This is a genomic window from Luteibacter sp. 329MFSha, from assembly GCF_900111665.1.
Lineage (GTDB): Bacteria > Pseudomonadota > Gammaproteobacteria > Xanthomonadales > Rhodanobacteraceae > Luteibacter.
The window spans coordinates 62,438-78,628 of the sequence record NZ_FOJE01000005.1 but is presented as its reverse complement, the minus strand read 5'-3'; the positions used below and the strand labels follow the sequence as shown (position 1 = coordinate 78,628).

Genomic DNA, 16,191 nt, shown 5'->3' with positions numbered 1-16,191 from the left:
CATGGCAAGCGGCCGCGAAATCAAAACCAAGATCAAGAGCACGCAGAACATGCGCAAGGTGACGCGCGCGCTCGAAATGGTCTCTGCGTCGAAGATCCGCAAGGCACAGGACCTGATGAAGGCCTCGCGTCCCTACGCGCGCCTGATGCGCAAGGTCATCGCGCACGTCGCGCAGGCCAGCACGGACTTCACCCATCCGTTCCTCACCGAGCGCGAGAACGTGGCGCGCGTCGGCTTCATCGTCGTGTCGACCGACCGCGGCCTCGCGGGCGGCCTGAACTCGAACCTGTTCCGCCGCACGCTGACCTCGATCCGCGAATGGCAGGGCAAGGGCGCGCAGATCGACGTCGTGGCCGTGGGCCAGAAGGCCGTGCAGTTCTTCCGCCGCATCAAGGGCGTGAACCTGATCGGCACGGCGACGCACCTGGGTGAGAAGCCGAAGGTCGAAGACCTCATCGGCGTCATCAAGGTCGTGCTCGACGCGTACACCGACAACAAGCTCGACCGCGTCTTCCTGGCCTACAACGACTTCGTGAACACCATCGTGCAGAAGCCGCGCATCGAAGCGCTGCTGCCGCTGTCGCTGGTCGCCAACGAGCTCGAGAACGCCGGCGGCGCGGAGTCGGAAGGCGTCAAGGTCGAACAGACGCACGACTGGGACTACATCTACGAACCCGATGCGCGCACGGTGCTCGAGCACCTGATGACGCGTTACATCGAATCGGTGGTGTACCAGGCCGCGCTCGAGAACCTCGCCAGCGAACACGCCGCGCGCATGGTCGCCATGAAGGCCGCGTCGGACAACGCCACGAAGGTGATCGGCGAACTGACGCTGGTCTACAACAAGGCGCGCCAGGCGGCGATCACGCAGGAAATCTCGGAGATCGTCGGCGGCGCCGCGGCGGTCTAATCGAACAAGCGAAGGCGACGCGAGAGCGGCGCCGCTACAGAAAACCTAAAGAAGATTCATCCGGAGCACATCCATGAGCCAGGGTAAAGTTGTTCAGATCATCGGCGCGGTCGTCGACGTCGAATTCCCGCGCGACCAGGTACCGCAGGTCTACGACGCACTGAAGGTCGACGGCACCGAGATCACCCTCGAAGTGCAGCAGCAGCTCGGCGACGGCGTCGTGCGCACCATCGCGCTCGGTTCCACCGACGGCCTGCGCCGCAACCTGATCGCCCGCAACACCGGCGAAGGCATCGCCGTGCCGGTCGGCAAGGCCACGCTCGGCCGCATCATGGACGTGCTCGGCAACCCGATCGACGAAGCCGGTCCGATCGGCGAGCAGGAAAAGTGGGTCATCCACCGCGAAGCCCCGTCGTACGACGACCAGGCCGCCGCGAGCGAGCTGCTGGAAACCGGCATCAAGGTCATCGACCTGATGTGCCCGTTCGCCAAGGGCGGCAAGGTCGGCCTGTTCGGCGGCGCCGGCGTGGGCAAGACCGTCAACATGATGGAGCTCATCAACAACATCGCGAAGGCGCACTCGGGTCTGTCCGTGTTCGCCGGCGTGGGCGAGCGTACCCGCGAGGGCAACGACTTCTACCACGAGATGAAGGACTCCAACGTTCTCGACAAGGTCGCGATGGTCTACGGTCAGATGAACGAGCCGCCGGGCAACCGTCTGCGCGTGGCGCTGACCGGCCTGACGATGGCCGAGTACTTCCGCGACGAGAAGGACGAGTCGGGCAAGGGTAAGGACGTCCTGCTGTTCGTCGACAACATCTACCGCTACACGCTGGCCGGTACGGAAGTGTCCGCGCTGCTCGGCCGCATGCCGTCGGCCGTGGGTTACCAGCCGACGCTCGCCGAGGAAATGGGCGTGCTCCAGGAGCGCATCACGTCGACGAAGACCGGTTCGATCACGTCGATCCAGGCCGTCTACGTTCCCGCGGACGATCTGACCGACCCGTCGCCGGCGACGACCTTCGCGCATCTCGATGCGACCGTCACCCTGAGCCGTAACATCGCGTCGCTGGGCATCTACCCGGCCGTGGACCCGCTGGATTCCACCAGCCGCCAGCTCGACCCGGGCGTGATCGGCCAGGAGCACTACGACACCGCGCGCCGCGTGCAGGTCACGCTGCAGCGCTACAAGGAGCTCAAGGACATCATCGCGATCCTGGGCATGGACGAGCTGTCGCAGGAAGACAAGGAAGCCGTGTCGCGCGCGCGCAAGATCGAGCGCTTCTTCTCGCAGCCGTTCCACGTAGCCGAAGTGTTCACGGGTTCGCCGGGCAAGTACGTCCCGCTGAAGGAAACCATCCGCGGCTTCAAGATGATCGTGGACGGCGACGTGGACTACCTGCCGGAGCAGGCCTTCTACATGGTCGGCGGCATCGACGAAGCCATCAAGAAGGGCGAGGAGATGGGTGCGAAGAAGGCCGCGTAAGCGCCTTCTTCTCCCATCCCCCGACCAACGGAAGACCAGCCCATGACCCATACCATCCGCGTCGACATCGTCAGCGCCGAAGCCGAGATCTTCTCCGGCGAAGCCACGCTCGTGGTCGCCACCGGTGAGCTTGGCGAGCTGGGCATCGCGCCGCGTCACGCTCCGCTGATCACCCGCCTCAAGCCGGGTCACGTGGACGTGGTCGCCACCAACGGCGAACGCCAGCAGTTCTATGTCTCCGGCGGCATCCTCGAGGTGCAGCCGCAGGTCGTGACGATCCTCGCCGACACGGCCGCGCGCGCCGCGGATCTCGACGAGGCCGCCGCCCTGAAGGCGAAGGAAGAAGCCGAGGCCGCCCTGGCGAATCGCGGCGAGCAACTGGACGTCGCGGAGGCGCAGGCCAAACTGGCCGAAGCCCTCGCCCAGCTCCAGGCACTCGAACGCATGCGCAAGACGCTCAAGCACTAAAAGAAAAACCCCGCTCCGGCGGGGTTTTTTTTGGCCCTGTGGGAGCGGACCTGGCCGCGACAGCTCTTCGCGAGGCGCCACAGGATCTCAAGGCTCTTGACCCAATGATCTGCCGGGCCCCGCGAAAACCCGTCGCGGCCAGGTCCGCTCCAACAAGCGGCCGGGTCAGGGCTCCAGCGGCTCGATCGGATCGTCGTTCTGCGGCGGCTCCGGGTCCGCGTCGCGCTCGGGGCGATAGCTGCCCGGCTGGCGGATCTCGTCCTCGGGGCGATTCTTGCCGGGTTCGGCGAACGGGGGCTGGGGATTGGTCGGTGTGTAGGGCATGGGTGTCCACTCCACGGTCGGGGAAGGGCCCCAACGTAGGCACCCCGAGGTGAATCCCCCGGCTAGGGCCCGTAAAGCCAGGGTGCAAGCGACGGCGCGGAGGCGAGACGTCGCGGATCGCTCGCGCTATCGTGCGAGCCGGATTCCGAAAGAGCGACAGCCATGAAAATCCTCGTTATCGGCGCCAGCGGCACGCTGGGCCAGGCCGTCATCGCCGAACTCGGCGGACGTCACGAGATCGTCCGCGTGGGACGTTCCAGCGGCGACATCCACGCCGACATCCGGGACGCGGCCAGCGTCACCGCGATGTACCGCCAGGCCGGCGAGATCGACGCTGTCGTCTGCGCGGCTGGCAGCGTGCCGTTCCTGCCTCTCGCCGACTTCACCGAAGCGAAATACATCGAGGGCCTGCAGGACAAGCTCCTCGGACAGGTGCGTCTCGTCCAGGCCGGCACGGCGCATGTCCGCGACGGTGGATCGTTCACCCTGATCAGCGGCGTCCTCAGCGACCAGCCCATCGTGGCGGGCACCTGCGCGAGCATGGTCAACGGCGCGATCGAGGCGTTCGTGCGCGCCGCCGCCATCGAACTTCCGCGCGGCATTCGCATCAACGCGGTCAGCCCGACCGTGCTGACCGAGTCGATGGAGAGCTACGGCCCGTTTTTCCGCGGCTTCGAGCCCGTTCCGGCCGGCCGCGCTGCCATGGCGATGTCGAAGTCCGTCGAAGGGCGCCAGACGGGGCAGGTGTTCCGCGTCTGGTAAGTCGGCGGAAGGCGCTTCTTCTTCGCCCTCACGCGATCGCCAGCGGCCGCTCGATCGCCGCGATGCCGCTGCGTGCATGGTCGACGATCTCGCCCGCGCGTCGAAGCGCGTCGAGGAAGGTGTCGATGTCCTCGGCGCGACCGGTGTACTCCAGCACCGACTGCGATCCATGCCGCTGAAGCAGGCGCGCACCGAAGCGCGCCACCAGCGCGTCGATCGTGTCGTCTTCGGCATCCACGCGCGCCACGAGCAACTCGCGTTCGACGTGCTCGCGACGCGTGAGCTCGGCGATCTCGATCACGTCGACGAGCTTCGCGGACTGCTTAACGATCTGCTCGATGACGCCGTCGTCGCCGTACACGACGAGCGTCAGGCGCGACGCGTCGGCGTCCTGCGTGGCGCCCACCGTGAGCGATTCGATGTTGTACCCACGCGACGCGAAGAGACCGGCGACGCGTGCGAGGGCGCCGGCTTCGTTCTGCAGCAACATGGAAACGAGATGGCGCATGATCAGAACATCCCTGTCGGTTCGGTGGACGAAGCGATCGGTGCCGAACGGCTCGGAATCCAGTCGCCGGTGATCATCTCGGCATAGGTCGCGCCCGGGCCCACCATCGGGTAGACCCCTGCATCGGGATCGATCACCACCTCGAGGAACGCGGGCCCCTCGAACGCGAGGAAGTCGGCGATGGTGTCGTCGATCGCGGCCGGATCGTCGAGGCGCCGCGCCCACTCGAAGCCATCGGCCTGCGCGGCGCGAACGAAATCCTTCTTGTGCAGGCTCTTGTCGGAAGCGGAGAAGCGGCCCTTGAAGAACAGCTTCTGCCACTGCCGCACCATGCCGTCGCCGCTGTTGTTGAGCACGACCACCTTCACCGGCAGGTTGTACGTGGTGACGGTTTCCAGCTCGCCGATGTTCATGCGGATGCTCGCGTCGCCGTCGATGTCGATCACGACGCGGTCGCGACGCGCGAACTGGGCGCCGATCGCCGCCGGCAGACCGAAGCCCATCGTCCCCATGGAACCGGACGTGAGCCAATGCCTGGGTTCGCGAAAATCAAAATACTGCGCCGCCCACATCTGATGCTGGCCCACGCCCGTGCTGATGATCGCGCGTCCGTCGGTGATGCGATTGATCGCTTCGATGATCGCGCAGGGCTGGATCGCATCGCTGTCGCGACAGAAGTTCATGGGATGGCTCGTCTTCAGCGCGGCCACATGTGCGTGCCACGCCGCGTAATCGGGGCGGAAGCCATGGCGCTCGCCGTACGAGGTCAGTCGCGCGAGCGCGACGTCGAGCGTGCCGACGTGGTGCCAGTCGACCGACTTCACCTTGCCGATTTCGGCGGGATCGATGTCGATCTGCGCGATCGTGCGCGCGCGGGGCGCGAACTTGTCGGGCACACCGACGACGCGATCATCGAAGCGTGCGCCGAGCGCGAACACGAAGTCGCAATCGTCCATCGCGTAGTTCGCGTAAGCGGCACCGTGCATGCCCAGCATGTCGAGGGACAGCGGATCGGTGGTGTCGAAGCCGCCGATGCCCATCAGGGTGGTGACGACGGGTATGCCGAACGCATGGGCGAAGTCGCGCAGCGCGTCGGCCGCACCGGCGGAGACGATGCCGCCACCGGCATAGATGAGGGGCCGCTCGGCACGGTCGAGCGCGGCGAAGAAACGGGCGCATTCGGCGTCGTCGATACTCGCCGACTCGACGGCGCGCAGGCGCGACCGATACCCGCGTACGGGCAGTTCGCGGCTGCCGTCGAACACGAGCGTGGCGTTCTGCACGTCCTTGGGAATGTCGACGACGACCGGTCCGGGCCGGCCGCTGCGCGCGATGTGGAAGGCGGTGCGCAGCGTCGCTTCGAGCGTGGATGCGTCGGTGACGAGGAACACGTGCTTCGCGCACGAGCCCATGATCGTGCTGATCGGTGCCTCCTGGAACGCGTCGGTTCCGATGGAGCCCGTCGGCACCTGGCCGCTGATCACCACCATCGGGATCGAGTCGGCCATGGAATCGCGGACCGGCGTCACCGCGTTGGTGGCACCCGGCCCGGAAGTGACCAGCGCGACGCCGACGCGGCCGGAAGCGCGCGCGTAACCCGCGGCCATGAAACACGCGCCCTGTTCGTTGGCGGGAACGATCAGCGGCATCGGGTCGCTACCGTCCTCGCGCGGATGATCGGCGTTGAAGCGGAAGACGGCGTCGTACACGGGAAGGATGGCGCCGCCGGAGTAGCCGAAAAGGACATCGAGGCCTTCGTCGGCAAGTACCTGCACGACGATGTCCGCGCCGGTCAGGGTGGTGCCGGCCAGGGGATGGTTCGAAGGTGGGCGGCGAATGTCGCCGACGGTGTCCGGTTGGGCGTTCACGGTGTGCTTGGTCCTTTGAAGCGCTTGGCGTCGTAACGATCGCTGGGTGGCACTGGGTCGGTGGGAAGCCCGCTTGCTCGCGAGCGCGCTTCCCACCTCGGTTTGCTACCGTCGTGGCGGAACCATCAACCCGCCTTCGCAGGCTCGACGGGCTTCGGCTGGTTCGCCGCGAGCCACGGCATGCGGGCGCGGAGCTGGGCACCGACCTTCTCGATCGGGTGATCGAGGTCCTTCTGCTTGAGCGCCTTGTAGTTCGGCAGGCCGGCCTTGTATTCCGCCGTCCATTCGCGGGCGAACGTGCCGTCCTGGATGTCCTTCAGCACCGCCTTCATCTTTTCCTTCGTGCTGTCGTCGATGACGCGCGGGCCGCGCGTGTAATCGCCGTACTGCGCGGTCTCGGAGATGAACTCGAGCATGCGCGCGATGCCGCCTTCGTAGAACAGGTCCACGATCAGCTTCAGTTCGTGCATGACTTCGTAATAGGCGATTTCCGGCCGGTAGCCCGCCTCGGTGAGCGTCTCGAAGCCCTTGATGACCAGCTCGGTCGCGCCGCCGCAGAGCACCGCCTGTTCGCCGAAGAGATCGGTTTCGGTCTCTTCCTTGAAATCGGTTTCGATGAGCATGGCGCGCGCGCCGCCGATGCCCGCCGCGTAGGCGGTGGCACGATCGGTGGCGTTGCCGGTGGCGTCCTGATGCACGGCGTACAGACAGGGCACGCCGCGGCCGATCTCGTACTCGCGACGCACCAATGCGCCGGGACCCTTCGGCGCGACGAGCACGACGTCGATGTCCTCACGCGGCTGGATCTGGCCGAAGTGCACGTTGAACCCGTGCGCGAACAGCAGCGTCGCGCCGGGCTTCATGTTGGCCTCGATGGCGTCCTTGTAGATGCCCGGCTGCGTCATGTCCGGCGTGAGCACGGCGACCAGGTCGGCGCCGCGCACGGCCTCCGACGGCTCGGCCACTTCGAAGCCGTCGACGTAAGCACGGTTCCAGGACGGACCGCCCGGGCGCAGGCCGACCACGACGTCGAGACCGGAGTCCTTCAGGTTGAGCGCATGCGCGCGACCCTGGCTGCCGTAGCCGAGCACGGCGATACGGGCGTTCTGCAACGGGGCGGTGGTGGCTTGCTTGTCGGTCATGGGTATCTCCTCGGAAAATCGAATGGGTTGGGGCGGCGCGACATCGGTTCGCGCTGGCTATGGGAGCCCTGGCTAGTTGCCGATCAGTTCCTGCGTAAAGTCCTCGTCTTCGATCTCGCGACGCACGCGCGTGCTGGCGACGGGCGCGTCGTCGAAGGCCTGGGTCACGGCACCTTCGGCGGCCGAGCCCACGAGGCGCGCGTACTTCGCGAGCACGCCGCGCGTCACCTTCGGTGCCGACGGTCGCCACGAGGCGCGGCGGGAGGCGAGATCCGCGTCGGTGCGCAGCTCGCGCGTCGAGGCATCGATGAAGATCGCGTCGCCTTCGCGCAGCAGGCCGATCGGACCGCCGCGCGCCGCCTCCGGCGCGATGTGGCCGACCATGAAGCCGTGCGTCGCACCGCTGAAGCGGCCATCCGTGATCAGCGCCACGTCGTTGCCGAGGCCGCGGCCGACGAGCGCGGCGGTCACGGCGAGCATCTCGCGCATGCCTGGGCCACCGGCCGGACCTTCGTTGCGGATCACCATCACGTCGCCGGCGCGGATGCGTCCCGCCTGCACGGCGGCGAACGCCTCTTCCTCGCTTTCGAACACGCGCGCGGGCCCGGCGTGACTCGTGCGGCCGTGACCGGCGAGCTTCAGGATGCAGCCCTCCGGCGACAGGTTGCCGTAGAGGATGCTGTAGCCGCCGCGTGGCTTGAACGCGTCATCGACGCTGCGCACGACCTGCTGGCCGTCGGTCGCCGGCGGCGCCGCGTCGAGTTCGGCGAACAGCGTGCGCCCCGTGACCGTCGGGGTATCGACGATCATGCCGGCCTTGCGCAGTTCGTTGGCGACCACGGCGGTGCCACCCGCCGCCGTCAGTTCGACGGCGCTGTAGCGGCCGCCGGGCTTCAGGTCGGCGATCACGGGCGTATGCGCCGACGCGGGTTCGAAATCCTCGATCGACAGCGGCACGCGCGCCTCGTTGGCCATCGCCAGCAGGTGCAGCACCGCGTTGGTCGAACCCGCGGTCGCGGCGACCATGCGCGCCGCGTTGTCGAACGCCTGGCGGGTCATCACGTCGCGCGGCCGGCGGTTGGCTTCGAGGCACTGCATCGCCAGTTCGCCGCACCGGAAGGCCGCGTCGCGCTTGGCCGCGTGCGTCGCCGGGATGTCGTTGAGACCCACCGGGGACAGGCCCAGCGTGGTCAGCACCATCGCCATCGTGTTCGCCGTGAACTGTCCGCCGCACGCGCCCGCGCCCGGGCAGGCGTGACGCTCGACGTCTTCCAGTTCCGCGTCGTCGATCTTGCCGGCGCCATGCGCGCCTACCGCCTCGAACACCTCCTGCACCGTGATCGGGCAGCCGTTGCGGCTGCCGTGATCGATGCTGCCGCCGTACAGCGCGACGCCGGGGATGTTCAGGCGGGCCAGCGCCATCGCGGCCGCGGGAATCGTCTTGTCGCAGCCGCACAGGACGACCATGGCGTCGAGGCAGTGGCCGTCGACCGCCAGTTCGATGGAATCGGTGATGATCTCGCGGCTGACCAGCGACGAACGCATGCCGGTGGTCCCCATCGCGATGCCGTCCGTGACGGCGATCGTGTTGAACTCCACGGGCGTGCCGCCCGCCGCGCGCACGCCGTCGGCCGCCGCGGCGGCGAGGTCGCGCAGGTTGAGGTTGCACGGCGACACGTTCGACCAGCTGTGCACGATCGCGACCATCGGCCGCGCGATGGCCTCGTCGTCGAGGCCCGTGGCGCGCAGCATCGCGCGCGCCGGGGCGCGGTCCGGGCCGGTCTTGATCGCATCGCTGCGCAGCGTGCGGATCGGGATCTTCTTCGTGTTCATGCGGCCTCCGCGTTGGCGGTGCAGGCGTCCAGGACGGCACGGGTGACGGCCTCGGTGGACGCGGTGCCGCCGAGGTCGCGCGTCAGGTTGCCGTGCTCGAGCACGTGATCGACGGCCGCCTCGACGGCCGCCGCTTCCTCGGACAGTCCGAGCGAGTGGCGAAGCAGCATCGCCGCAGAGAGGATCGTGCCCAGCGGGTTGGCGAGCGACTGGCCGGCGATGTCGGGCGCGGAGCCGTGGATCGGCTCGTACACGCCCGCGCCGGGTCCACCCACCGATGCCGACGGCGACAGGCCGAGCGAACCGGCCAGCACCGACGCTTCGTCGGTCAGGATGTCGCCGAACATGTTCTCGGTCACGATGACGTCGTAGTCGGCGGGACGCGTGAGCAGGTGCATCGCCATCGAGTCGACCAGCTGGTGTTCCAGCTCGACGTCGGGATAGTCGGCGGCGACGCGCGTCGCGACGGAGCGCCACAGGCGCGACGTCTCCAGCACGTTCGCCTTGTCCACCGACGTCACCTTCCGGCGCCGCGTGCGCGCCAGCTCGAAGGCATGGCGGACCACGCGCTCGACTTCGGCGACGCTGTAGCGGCACTCGTCGGTGGCGTCGTCGTCGCTGCGCGTCTTCGCGCCGAAGTAGATGCCGCCGGTGAGCTCGCGGATGAAGACGAGATCGACGCCCTTCGTGCGCTCCGGCTTCAGCGGCGACAGCGCCGCGGTGCGCGGATGCAGCTTCAGCGGGCGGACGTTGGCGAACACGCCGAGCAGCTTGCGCATGGCCAGCAACCCCTGTTCCGGGCGCACCGCCGCGTTCGGGTCCGACCACTTCGGTCCACCGACGGCGCCGAGCAGGATGGCGTCGGCGGCGAGCAGGGCTTCGCGCGTGGCGGGCGGCAGCGGATCGCCGAAGCGGTCGATGGCGTCGCCACCGATCGCATGCTCCGTGAACGTGAACTCGTGGCCGAAACGCCCGGCGACCTGGCGCAGCACCGCGACGCCGGCGGCGGCGACTTCCGGGCCGATGCCGTCACCCGGCAGTACGACGATCGAAGCCTTCATGCGGCTTTCTCCTGTTGGTGTTCGAAGGCGGCGATATCGTCGGCCTGCTGGAGCAGGAAGCCCAGCTGGTCGACGCCGTTGAGCAGGCAGTGGCGCGAGAACGCGTCGAGGTCGAAACGGATCGAGCCACCGTCGGGTAGCCGGATCGTTCCTTCCGCGATGTCGATGCGCAGCTCGGTGCCCGGGTTGTCGAGCAGCCAGCGATGCTCGGCGTCGCTGACGACGATCGCGAGCAGGCCGTTCTTCAGCGCGTTGCCGCGGAAGATGTCCGCGATCTCGTTGGAGATGACGGCCTGGATGCCGTAATCGAGCAGCGCCCACGGCGCGTGCTCGCGCGACGAACCGCAGCCGAAGTTGCGGCCGGCCACCAGGATCGAGCATCCGCGCGCCTGCGGCTGGTTCAGCGGGAACGCCGGGTCGTCGCTGCCGTCGGCTGCATAGCGCCAGTCCTGGAAGCAATGGCGGCCGAGGCCGGTGCGCTCGGTGGTGGTGAGGAAACGGGCGGGAATGATCCGGTCCGTATCGATGTTCTCGTCGCGCAGCACCGCGGTGCGCGAATGCACGTAGGCGAGCGGGCGGGTGGTCTGGCTCATGCGGCGACTTCCTGGTTCATGTATTCGCGGGGATCGGCGACACGGCCGGCGACGGCCGACGCGGCGGCGACCAGCGGGCTGGCGAGCACGGTGCGTGCGCCCTTGCCCTGGCGTCCCTCGAAGTTGCGATTGCTGGTGGCGACGACGAGCTGGCCCGGCTGGGCGAGATCGCCGTTCATGGCGATGCACATCGAGCAGCCCGGCTCGCGCCACTCGGCGCCCGCCGCGCGGAACACCTCGTGCAGGCCTTCCTGCTCGGCGGCGCGGCGCACCTGTTCGGAACCCGGCACGACGAGCATGCGCACACCCTCGGCGACCTGACGGCCGCGCAAGATGTCGGCGGCCGCGCGCAGATCGGACAGGCGCCCGTTCGTGCAGCTGCCGATGAAGACGACGTCGACGGCTTCGCCGGCGATCGGCTTGCCCGCGGTGACCTTCATGTAATCGAGCGCGCGCTGCTCGATCGCGTCGGCGGCGGCGGGAACCGGCGCGTGGATCGGCACGACCATCCCGGGATGCGTGCCATAGGTCACCGACGGCTGGATGGCCGAGGCGTCGATGCGCACTTCGCGGTCGTAACGCGCGCCCTCGTCGCTGGGCAGGGTGCGCCAGTACGCGACCGCGCGATCCCACGCGTCGCCCTTCGGCGCGCGCTCGCGACCTTCGAGCCACGCGAACGTCGTTTCGTCCGGCGCGATCAGGCCCGCGCGGGCCCCCGCTTCGATCGACATGTTGCACACGGTCATGCGCTCTTCCATCGACAGCGCGCGGATCGCCTCGCCGGTGTACTCGAGCACATGGCCCGTGCCGCCGCCGATGCCGATCCGGCCGATGATGTGCAGGATCAGGTCCTTCGCGGTGACGCCGGCCTGCAGCGCACCGTCGACATGGATGGCGAACGATTTCGGCTTGCGCTGGAGCAGGCACTGCGTCGCCAGCACGTGCCCGACCTCGGTCGTGCCGATACCGAACGCCAGCGCGCCGAAGGCGCCGTGCGTCGCGGTGTGGCTGTCGCCGCAGACGATGGTCATGCCGGGATGCGTCGCCCCGACTTCGGGACCGGCGACATGCACGATGCCGCGCTGCGGACTGTCCCACCCCATCAGGTCGACGCCGAACTCGCGCACGTTCGCTTCGAGCGTCGCGACCTGCGCTTCGGCTTCCTTCGTGTAGTAGGGACGCTTGCCGTCCGCGCCGGGCGGCAGCGTGGGCGTGGAGTGGTCGAGCGTGGCGAGCGTGCGGTCGGGCCGGCGCACGCGCAGGCCGCGGGAGCGCAGCTCGTCGAACGCCTGCGGCGAGGTGACCTCATGCACCAGGTGCAGGTCGATGTAGAGCACGCCCGGGGTGCTCTCGGTTTCGGCCTTGACCTGATGGGCGTCCCACAGCTTGTCGAAGAGGGTCCGTGCGCTCATGCCGCGGCCCTCCCGCTGGTCGCTTCCTCGACCGGTGTCAGCCAGCCCCAGCGGTCCTCGGTGCGGCCGTCGAACAGGCCGAAGAACGCTTCCTGCAGCTGTCGCGTGACGGGGCCCGGACGGCCGCTGCCGACCGGCTTGCGATCCACGGAACGCACGGCCGTCACCTCGGCCGCCGTGCCCGTCATGAAGACTTCGTCGGCGAAGTACAGCATCTCGCGCGGCAGCGACTGCTCGACGACGTCGAAGCCGCGGTCGCGCGCGAGCGTCAGCACGGCGTCGCGCGTGATGCCGCACAGGATCGAGGAAGCGGCCGGCGGCGTATAGATGACGCCCTTGCGCACGATGAACAGGTTCTCGCCCGCGCCTTCGCTCAGCAGGCCGTCGGTACCGAGTGCGATGCCTTCGGCGTAACCGCCGTTGATGGCTTCGCGCGCGATCAGCTGGCTGTTGAGGTAGTTGCCGCCCGCCTTCGCGCCGCTGGGGTAGGTGTTGGGCGCGGCGCGGTTCCACGACGACACGCACACGTCGACGCCTTTCTCGATCGCGTCGGCGCCGTGATACGCACCCCACGGCAGGGCGATGATCGCGACGTCGACGGCGGTATCCAGCGACGGCGCGAGGCTGAAGGTGAAGCCGCTGCGGAACACGATCGGTCGCACGTAGGCCGACTGCAGGCCGTTCGCGACGATCACTTCGCGGCAGGCGCGATTGATCGTCGCCGCGTCGTACGGCATCGACAGGTCGTAGATGCGCGCCGAATGGAACAGTCGCTCGGTGTGCTCCTCGAGGCGGAAGTAGCGCGGGCCGTCCGGCGTGGCGTACACGCGCACGCCTTCGAAGACGGAGGATCCATAGTGCAGCGCATGCGCGCCGACATGCACGGTGGCGTCGGCCCAGGTCTTGATGCGACCGTTGTGCCAGAGATGGGTCGGGGCTTCCATGGATCCTCCTTCAGGACTCGACCGCGACGCGCGCGGCGGTGGTGGTGTCTTCGTACTCGCGCATCAGTGCGACGAGATCGTCGTTGGTGACCGAGCGCTGGCTGTCCGCCAGCACCTTGAATCGCTCGAACACGGCGTCCAGCGTCGCGTCGTCCATCTCGTAATCGAGCTCGACCAGGCGCTGCCGCAGCGCGTGCCGGCCCGAGTGCTTGCCGAGGACGAGCGAGGTCTTCGCGCCGACGTCCTGCGGACGCATGATTTCGTAGGTGCCGCGGTGCTTGAGCATGCCGTGCTGGTGGATGCCGGATTCGTGCGCGAACGCGTTGTCGCCCACGATGGCCTTGTTGCGAGGCACCGGCTGGCCCGTCACCTCCGCCAGCAGGCGCGACGTCGGGAACAGGCGCTGGGTGACGATGCCCGTGTCGACACGGAACAGCGGCGCGCGCGTGTGCAGCGCCATCACCACTTCCTCGAGCGCCGCGTTGCCCGCGCGCTCGCCGATGCCGTTGATCGTGCACTCGACCTGGCGCGCGCCCGCGCTGATGGCGGCCAGGCTATTGGCCACCGCCATGCCCAGGTCGTCGTGGCAATGCGCGGAGAACACGACCTTGTCCGCGCCGCGCACGTGCTGGCGCAGGTAGCTGAACATGGCGGTGATTTCGGAGGGGGTGACGTAACCGACGGTGTCGGGCGCGTTGAGGACGCTGGCGCCGGCTTCGACGGCGACCGAGAAGATCTCGGCGAGGTATTCCGGCTCGGTGCGCAGCGCGTCTTCGGCGGAAAATTCGACTTCGTGTGCGAGGGCCTTGGCCCGCATGATCGCCGCGGCGGCGATGTCGATGACTTCTTGCTTGCTCTTGCCCAGCTTGTGTTCGCGATGCAGCGGCGATGTGGACAGGAACAGGTGGATCCGTGAATGCCTGGCACCTTCCAGTGCCTTGCCCGCGCTATCGATGTCGGCATTCTGACATCGGGCCAGCGCGGCGACCGTGGGTGTCTTCAGCACCCTGGCGATCTCCGCCACGGCGGCGAAATCGTCGGGTGAGGCCTGCGGAAAACCGGCCTCGATGATGTCGACGCCCAGTTCTTCCAGGGCATGCGCCATGCGCAACTTCGCGCGCCGGTCCATCGAGAAGCCGGGGGCTTGCTCGCCGTCGCGCAAGGTCGTGTCGAAGATGCGCACGCGTCCGCCTACGTCGCTGTCGACGGCGTCGGTGCTGCCCTGGTGTGCTGGATTCATGTCTGGCTCCGCTCGTTGATGAGGCGGGCCGGGCAACAAAAAACCCCGCATCCGTTTCCGGGTGCGGGGTTCTTTGGGAGTCTTCAGGTCGTTTTCTTGCTACCTGGACACTTGCCCTCAGCCCGCACCTCCGCAGGTAATAAGTACAAGGCTAATAAGAAGGAGGCCGCTGCCAAGACGCAGCTTGCCGACCACCGACGTAAGTCGGTTCAGGTCAATGCGGCCATGGGTGTTGCGCTGCGTCATGTGATCGAACGTAAGGCAGGTCGACGACCCGTGTCAACACTTACGAACGAAACTTTTTCCCGCGAGACGTCCAGACGTCCAAATAATGCGACGTGCGGCACGCTTCCATATATCTCACCACGACCGGAGCCAATTCGCGAAAATTCGCGGATCGGCCGTCATCGGTTCGGCCTCGGCGTCGCGCGAGAGCATGGCGGCCAACGCCTCCGGCACTTCGATGGGGTGCCCGACGAGCGGCTCGACGATGGATTCGAACTTGGCCGGATGCGCGGTGGCGGCGATCGTCCACGCGCGGCGGTCGTCCGCCATACGCCGGCGTTCGAACACACGTATGGCCGTGGCCGTATGCGGACAGAACACTTCGCCATCCGCGGCCGCATGGCGGTGGATCACGTCGCGGATGGCCGCGTCGTCGACGCTCTCCGCGGTACCGTTCATGCGTGTGGCGCTCTCGTCGCCGAACAGGTGGCGCAGGCGCTCGAAGTTGCTCGGCGCCCCGACATCCATCGCGTTCGCGATCGTGGGGATCGCGTCGCGCGGACGGTACGGCATGCCGCCGAAGAAGTCGGGCAGTGTTTCATTGGCGTTACAGGCGAACACGACGTCGCCGATCGGCAGGCCGATCGTGCGCGCCCACAGGCACGCCACGGCGTTGCCGAGGTTGCCGGTCGGCACGATGGTGTTCATCGGGCCATCCGCCTGCAACGACGCATGGCCGAAATACGCCATCTGCGGCAGCAGGCGGCCCAGACTAATGCTGTTGGCGGACGAAAGCAGCACGTCGGCCTGCAGGGCGGTGTCGCCCAGCGCACCTTTGACCAGCCGCTGGCAGTCGTCGAAGCTGCCTTCCACGCGCAGCGCGCGCACGTTGCCGCCGAAGCTCTCCAACTGGTGCGCCTGCCTCGGCGATACGCGGTTGTCGGGGTAGAGGATGGCGACCCGGAAACCGGGCAGGCCATGGAATGCGGCACCGACCGCGGCGCCCGTGTCGCCGGACGTGGCGACGAGGATCGTCAGGGGACCGTCCGCCGCGCGACGCAGGCGCACGAGGCACGCCGCGAGGAAGCGCGCGCCGAAATCCTTGAACGCGGCGGTCGGTCCGTGGAACAGCTCGAGCATGTGCGCGCCGTCGATGCGCAGTTCGCGCCGCGGTGCCGGATGCGCGAAGGCCTCGGCGCAGATGGCGTGTAGCTCGTCGGCGAGCGGATCGCCGGCGAAGAATGGCGCGAGCATGTGCATGGCCGTGTCGGGGAGCGAACCCTCGCTGGCGGGGCGTGACACGCGTGGCATCGCCTCGGGCACGTAGAGGCCGCCATCCGGCGCGAGGCCCGCCGCGATGGCGGCCGACAGTCCGACCGGCGCGGCGACGCCGCGCGTGCTGACATAACGCATCG

The 16,191-nt window shown here is 68.0% G+C and carries 14 protein-coding genes and 1 pseudogene; 4 read left to right on the top strand and 11 right to left on the bottom strand.

What is annotated here, in order from left to right:
• The first annotated feature begins 1 nt into the window (after window position 1).
• The 3 genes from atpG to BMW54_RS17400 all read left to right on the top strand — a co-directional run bounded on the left by atpG (window position 2) and on the right by BMW54_RS17400 (window position 2,864).
• A complete protein-coding gene (gene atpG / locus BMW54_RS17410) occupies window positions 2-910 on the top strand; it encodes a F0F1 ATP synthase subunit gamma (RefSeq protein ID WP_090058655.1) in 909 nt (302 codons plus the stop codon).
• Between the two features lie 73 nt (window positions 911-983).
• Window positions 984-2,396 carry a F0F1 ATP synthase subunit beta gene (atpD, locus tag BMW54_RS17405; RefSeq protein WP_090058652.1) on the top strand — a complete coding sequence of 471 codons (1,413 nt, stop codon included), beginning with the start codon at window positions 984-986 and terminating at the stop codon, window positions 2,394-2,396.
• A gap of 42 nt (window positions 2,397-2,438) precedes the next feature.
• Window positions 2,439-2,864: a F0F1 ATP synthase subunit epsilon gene (locus BMW54_RS17400; protein ID WP_090058650.1), complete on the top strand. Its 426-nt coding sequence runs from the start codon at window positions 2,439-2,441 to the stop codon at window positions 2,862-2,864.
• Window positions 2,865-3,029: 165 nt separating this feature from the next.
• On the opposite strand, the gene BMW54_RS18860 is transcribed toward BMW54_RS17400, so the two are convergent.
• Window positions 3,030-3,188 (bottom strand): hypothetical protein, encoded by a 159-nt coding sequence (locus BMW54_RS18860; RefSeq protein ID WP_175472915.1) that lies wholly within the window; start codon window positions 3,186-3,188, stop codon window positions 3,030-3,032.
• Window positions 3,189-3,350: 162 nt separating this feature from the next.
• Here BMW54_RS18860 and BMW54_RS17395 point away from each other — a divergent pair, with 162 nt between their 5' ends.
• Window positions 3,351-3,950: a short chain dehydrogenase gene (locus BMW54_RS17395; RefSeq protein WP_090058648.1), complete on the top strand. Its 600-nt coding sequence runs from the start codon at window positions 3,351-3,353 to the stop codon at window positions 3,948-3,950.
• A gap of 28 nt (window positions 3,951-3,978) precedes the next feature.
• Here BMW54_RS17395 and ilvN read toward each other — a convergent pair whose 3' ends face one another.
• From ilvN to thrC, 10 genes and pseudogenes are all read right to left on the bottom strand, one after another.
• Window positions 3,979-4,458: an acetolactate synthase small subunit gene (gene ilvN / locus BMW54_RS17390; protein WP_090058646.1), complete on the bottom strand. Its 480-nt coding sequence runs from the start codon at window positions 4,456-4,458 to the stop codon at window positions 3,979-3,981.
• A 2-nt stretch (window positions 4,459-4,460) separates the two neighbouring features.
• Window positions 4,461-6,326 (bottom strand): biosynthetic-type acetolactate synthase large subunit, encoded by a 1,866-nt coding sequence (gene ilvB / locus BMW54_RS17385; protein ID WP_254779443.1) that lies wholly within the window; start codon window positions 6,324-6,326, stop codon window positions 4,461-4,463.
• Window positions 6,327-6,451: 125 nt separating this feature from the next.
• Window positions 6,452-7,468, bottom strand: a complete 1,017-nt coding sequence (gene ilvC / locus BMW54_RS17380; protein ID WP_090058643.1) for a ketol-acid reductoisomerase — start codon at window positions 7,466-7,468, stop codon at window positions 6,452-6,454.
• A 72-nt stretch (window positions 7,469-7,540) separates the two neighbouring features.
• Window positions 7,541-9,271, bottom strand: a complete 1,731-nt coding sequence (gene ilvD, locus BMW54_RS17375) for a dihydroxy-acid dehydratase (RefSeq protein ID WP_090059059.1) — start codon at window positions 9,269-9,271, stop codon at window positions 7,541-7,543.
• A gap of 26 nt (window positions 9,272-9,297) precedes the next feature.
• Entirely contained in the window at window positions 9,298-10,362 is a 1,065-nt protein-coding gene (gene leuB, locus BMW54_RS17370) for a 3-isopropylmalate dehydrogenase (RefSeq protein WP_090058641.1), read from the bottom strand.
• Entirely contained in the window at window positions 10,359-10,955 is a 597-nt protein-coding gene (gene leuD / locus BMW54_RS17365) for a 3-isopropylmalate dehydratase small subunit (protein WP_090058638.1), read from the bottom strand. The genes leuB and leuD overlap by 4 nt, the downstream gene beginning before the upstream one ends.
• Window positions 10,952-12,367: a 3-isopropylmalate dehydratase large subunit gene (gene leuC, locus BMW54_RS17360; RefSeq protein WP_090058635.1), complete on the bottom strand. Its 1,416-nt coding sequence runs from the start codon at window positions 12,365-12,367 to the stop codon at window positions 10,952-10,954. Before leuC ends, leuD begins: the two co-directional genes overlap by 4 nt.
• Window positions 12,364-13,311: a branched-chain amino acid transaminase gene (locus BMW54_RS17355; protein ID WP_090058633.1), complete on the bottom strand. Its 948-nt coding sequence runs from the start codon at window positions 13,309-13,311 to the stop codon at window positions 12,364-12,366. Before BMW54_RS17355 ends, leuC begins: the two co-directional genes overlap by 4 nt.
• Window positions 13,312-13,366: 55 nt before the next feature.
• A pseudogene (locus BMW54_RS17350) lies at window positions 13,367-14,551 on the bottom strand (2-isopropylmalate synthase); the annotation flags it as partial.
• 360 nt (window positions 14,552-14,911) lie between these two features.
• Window positions 14,912-16,189: a threonine synthase gene (gene thrC, locus BMW54_RS17345; protein WP_090058628.1), complete on the bottom strand. Its 1,278-nt coding sequence runs from the start codon at window positions 16,187-16,189 to the stop codon at window positions 14,912-14,914.
• Between the last annotated feature and the right edge of the window lie 2 nt (window positions 16,190-16,191).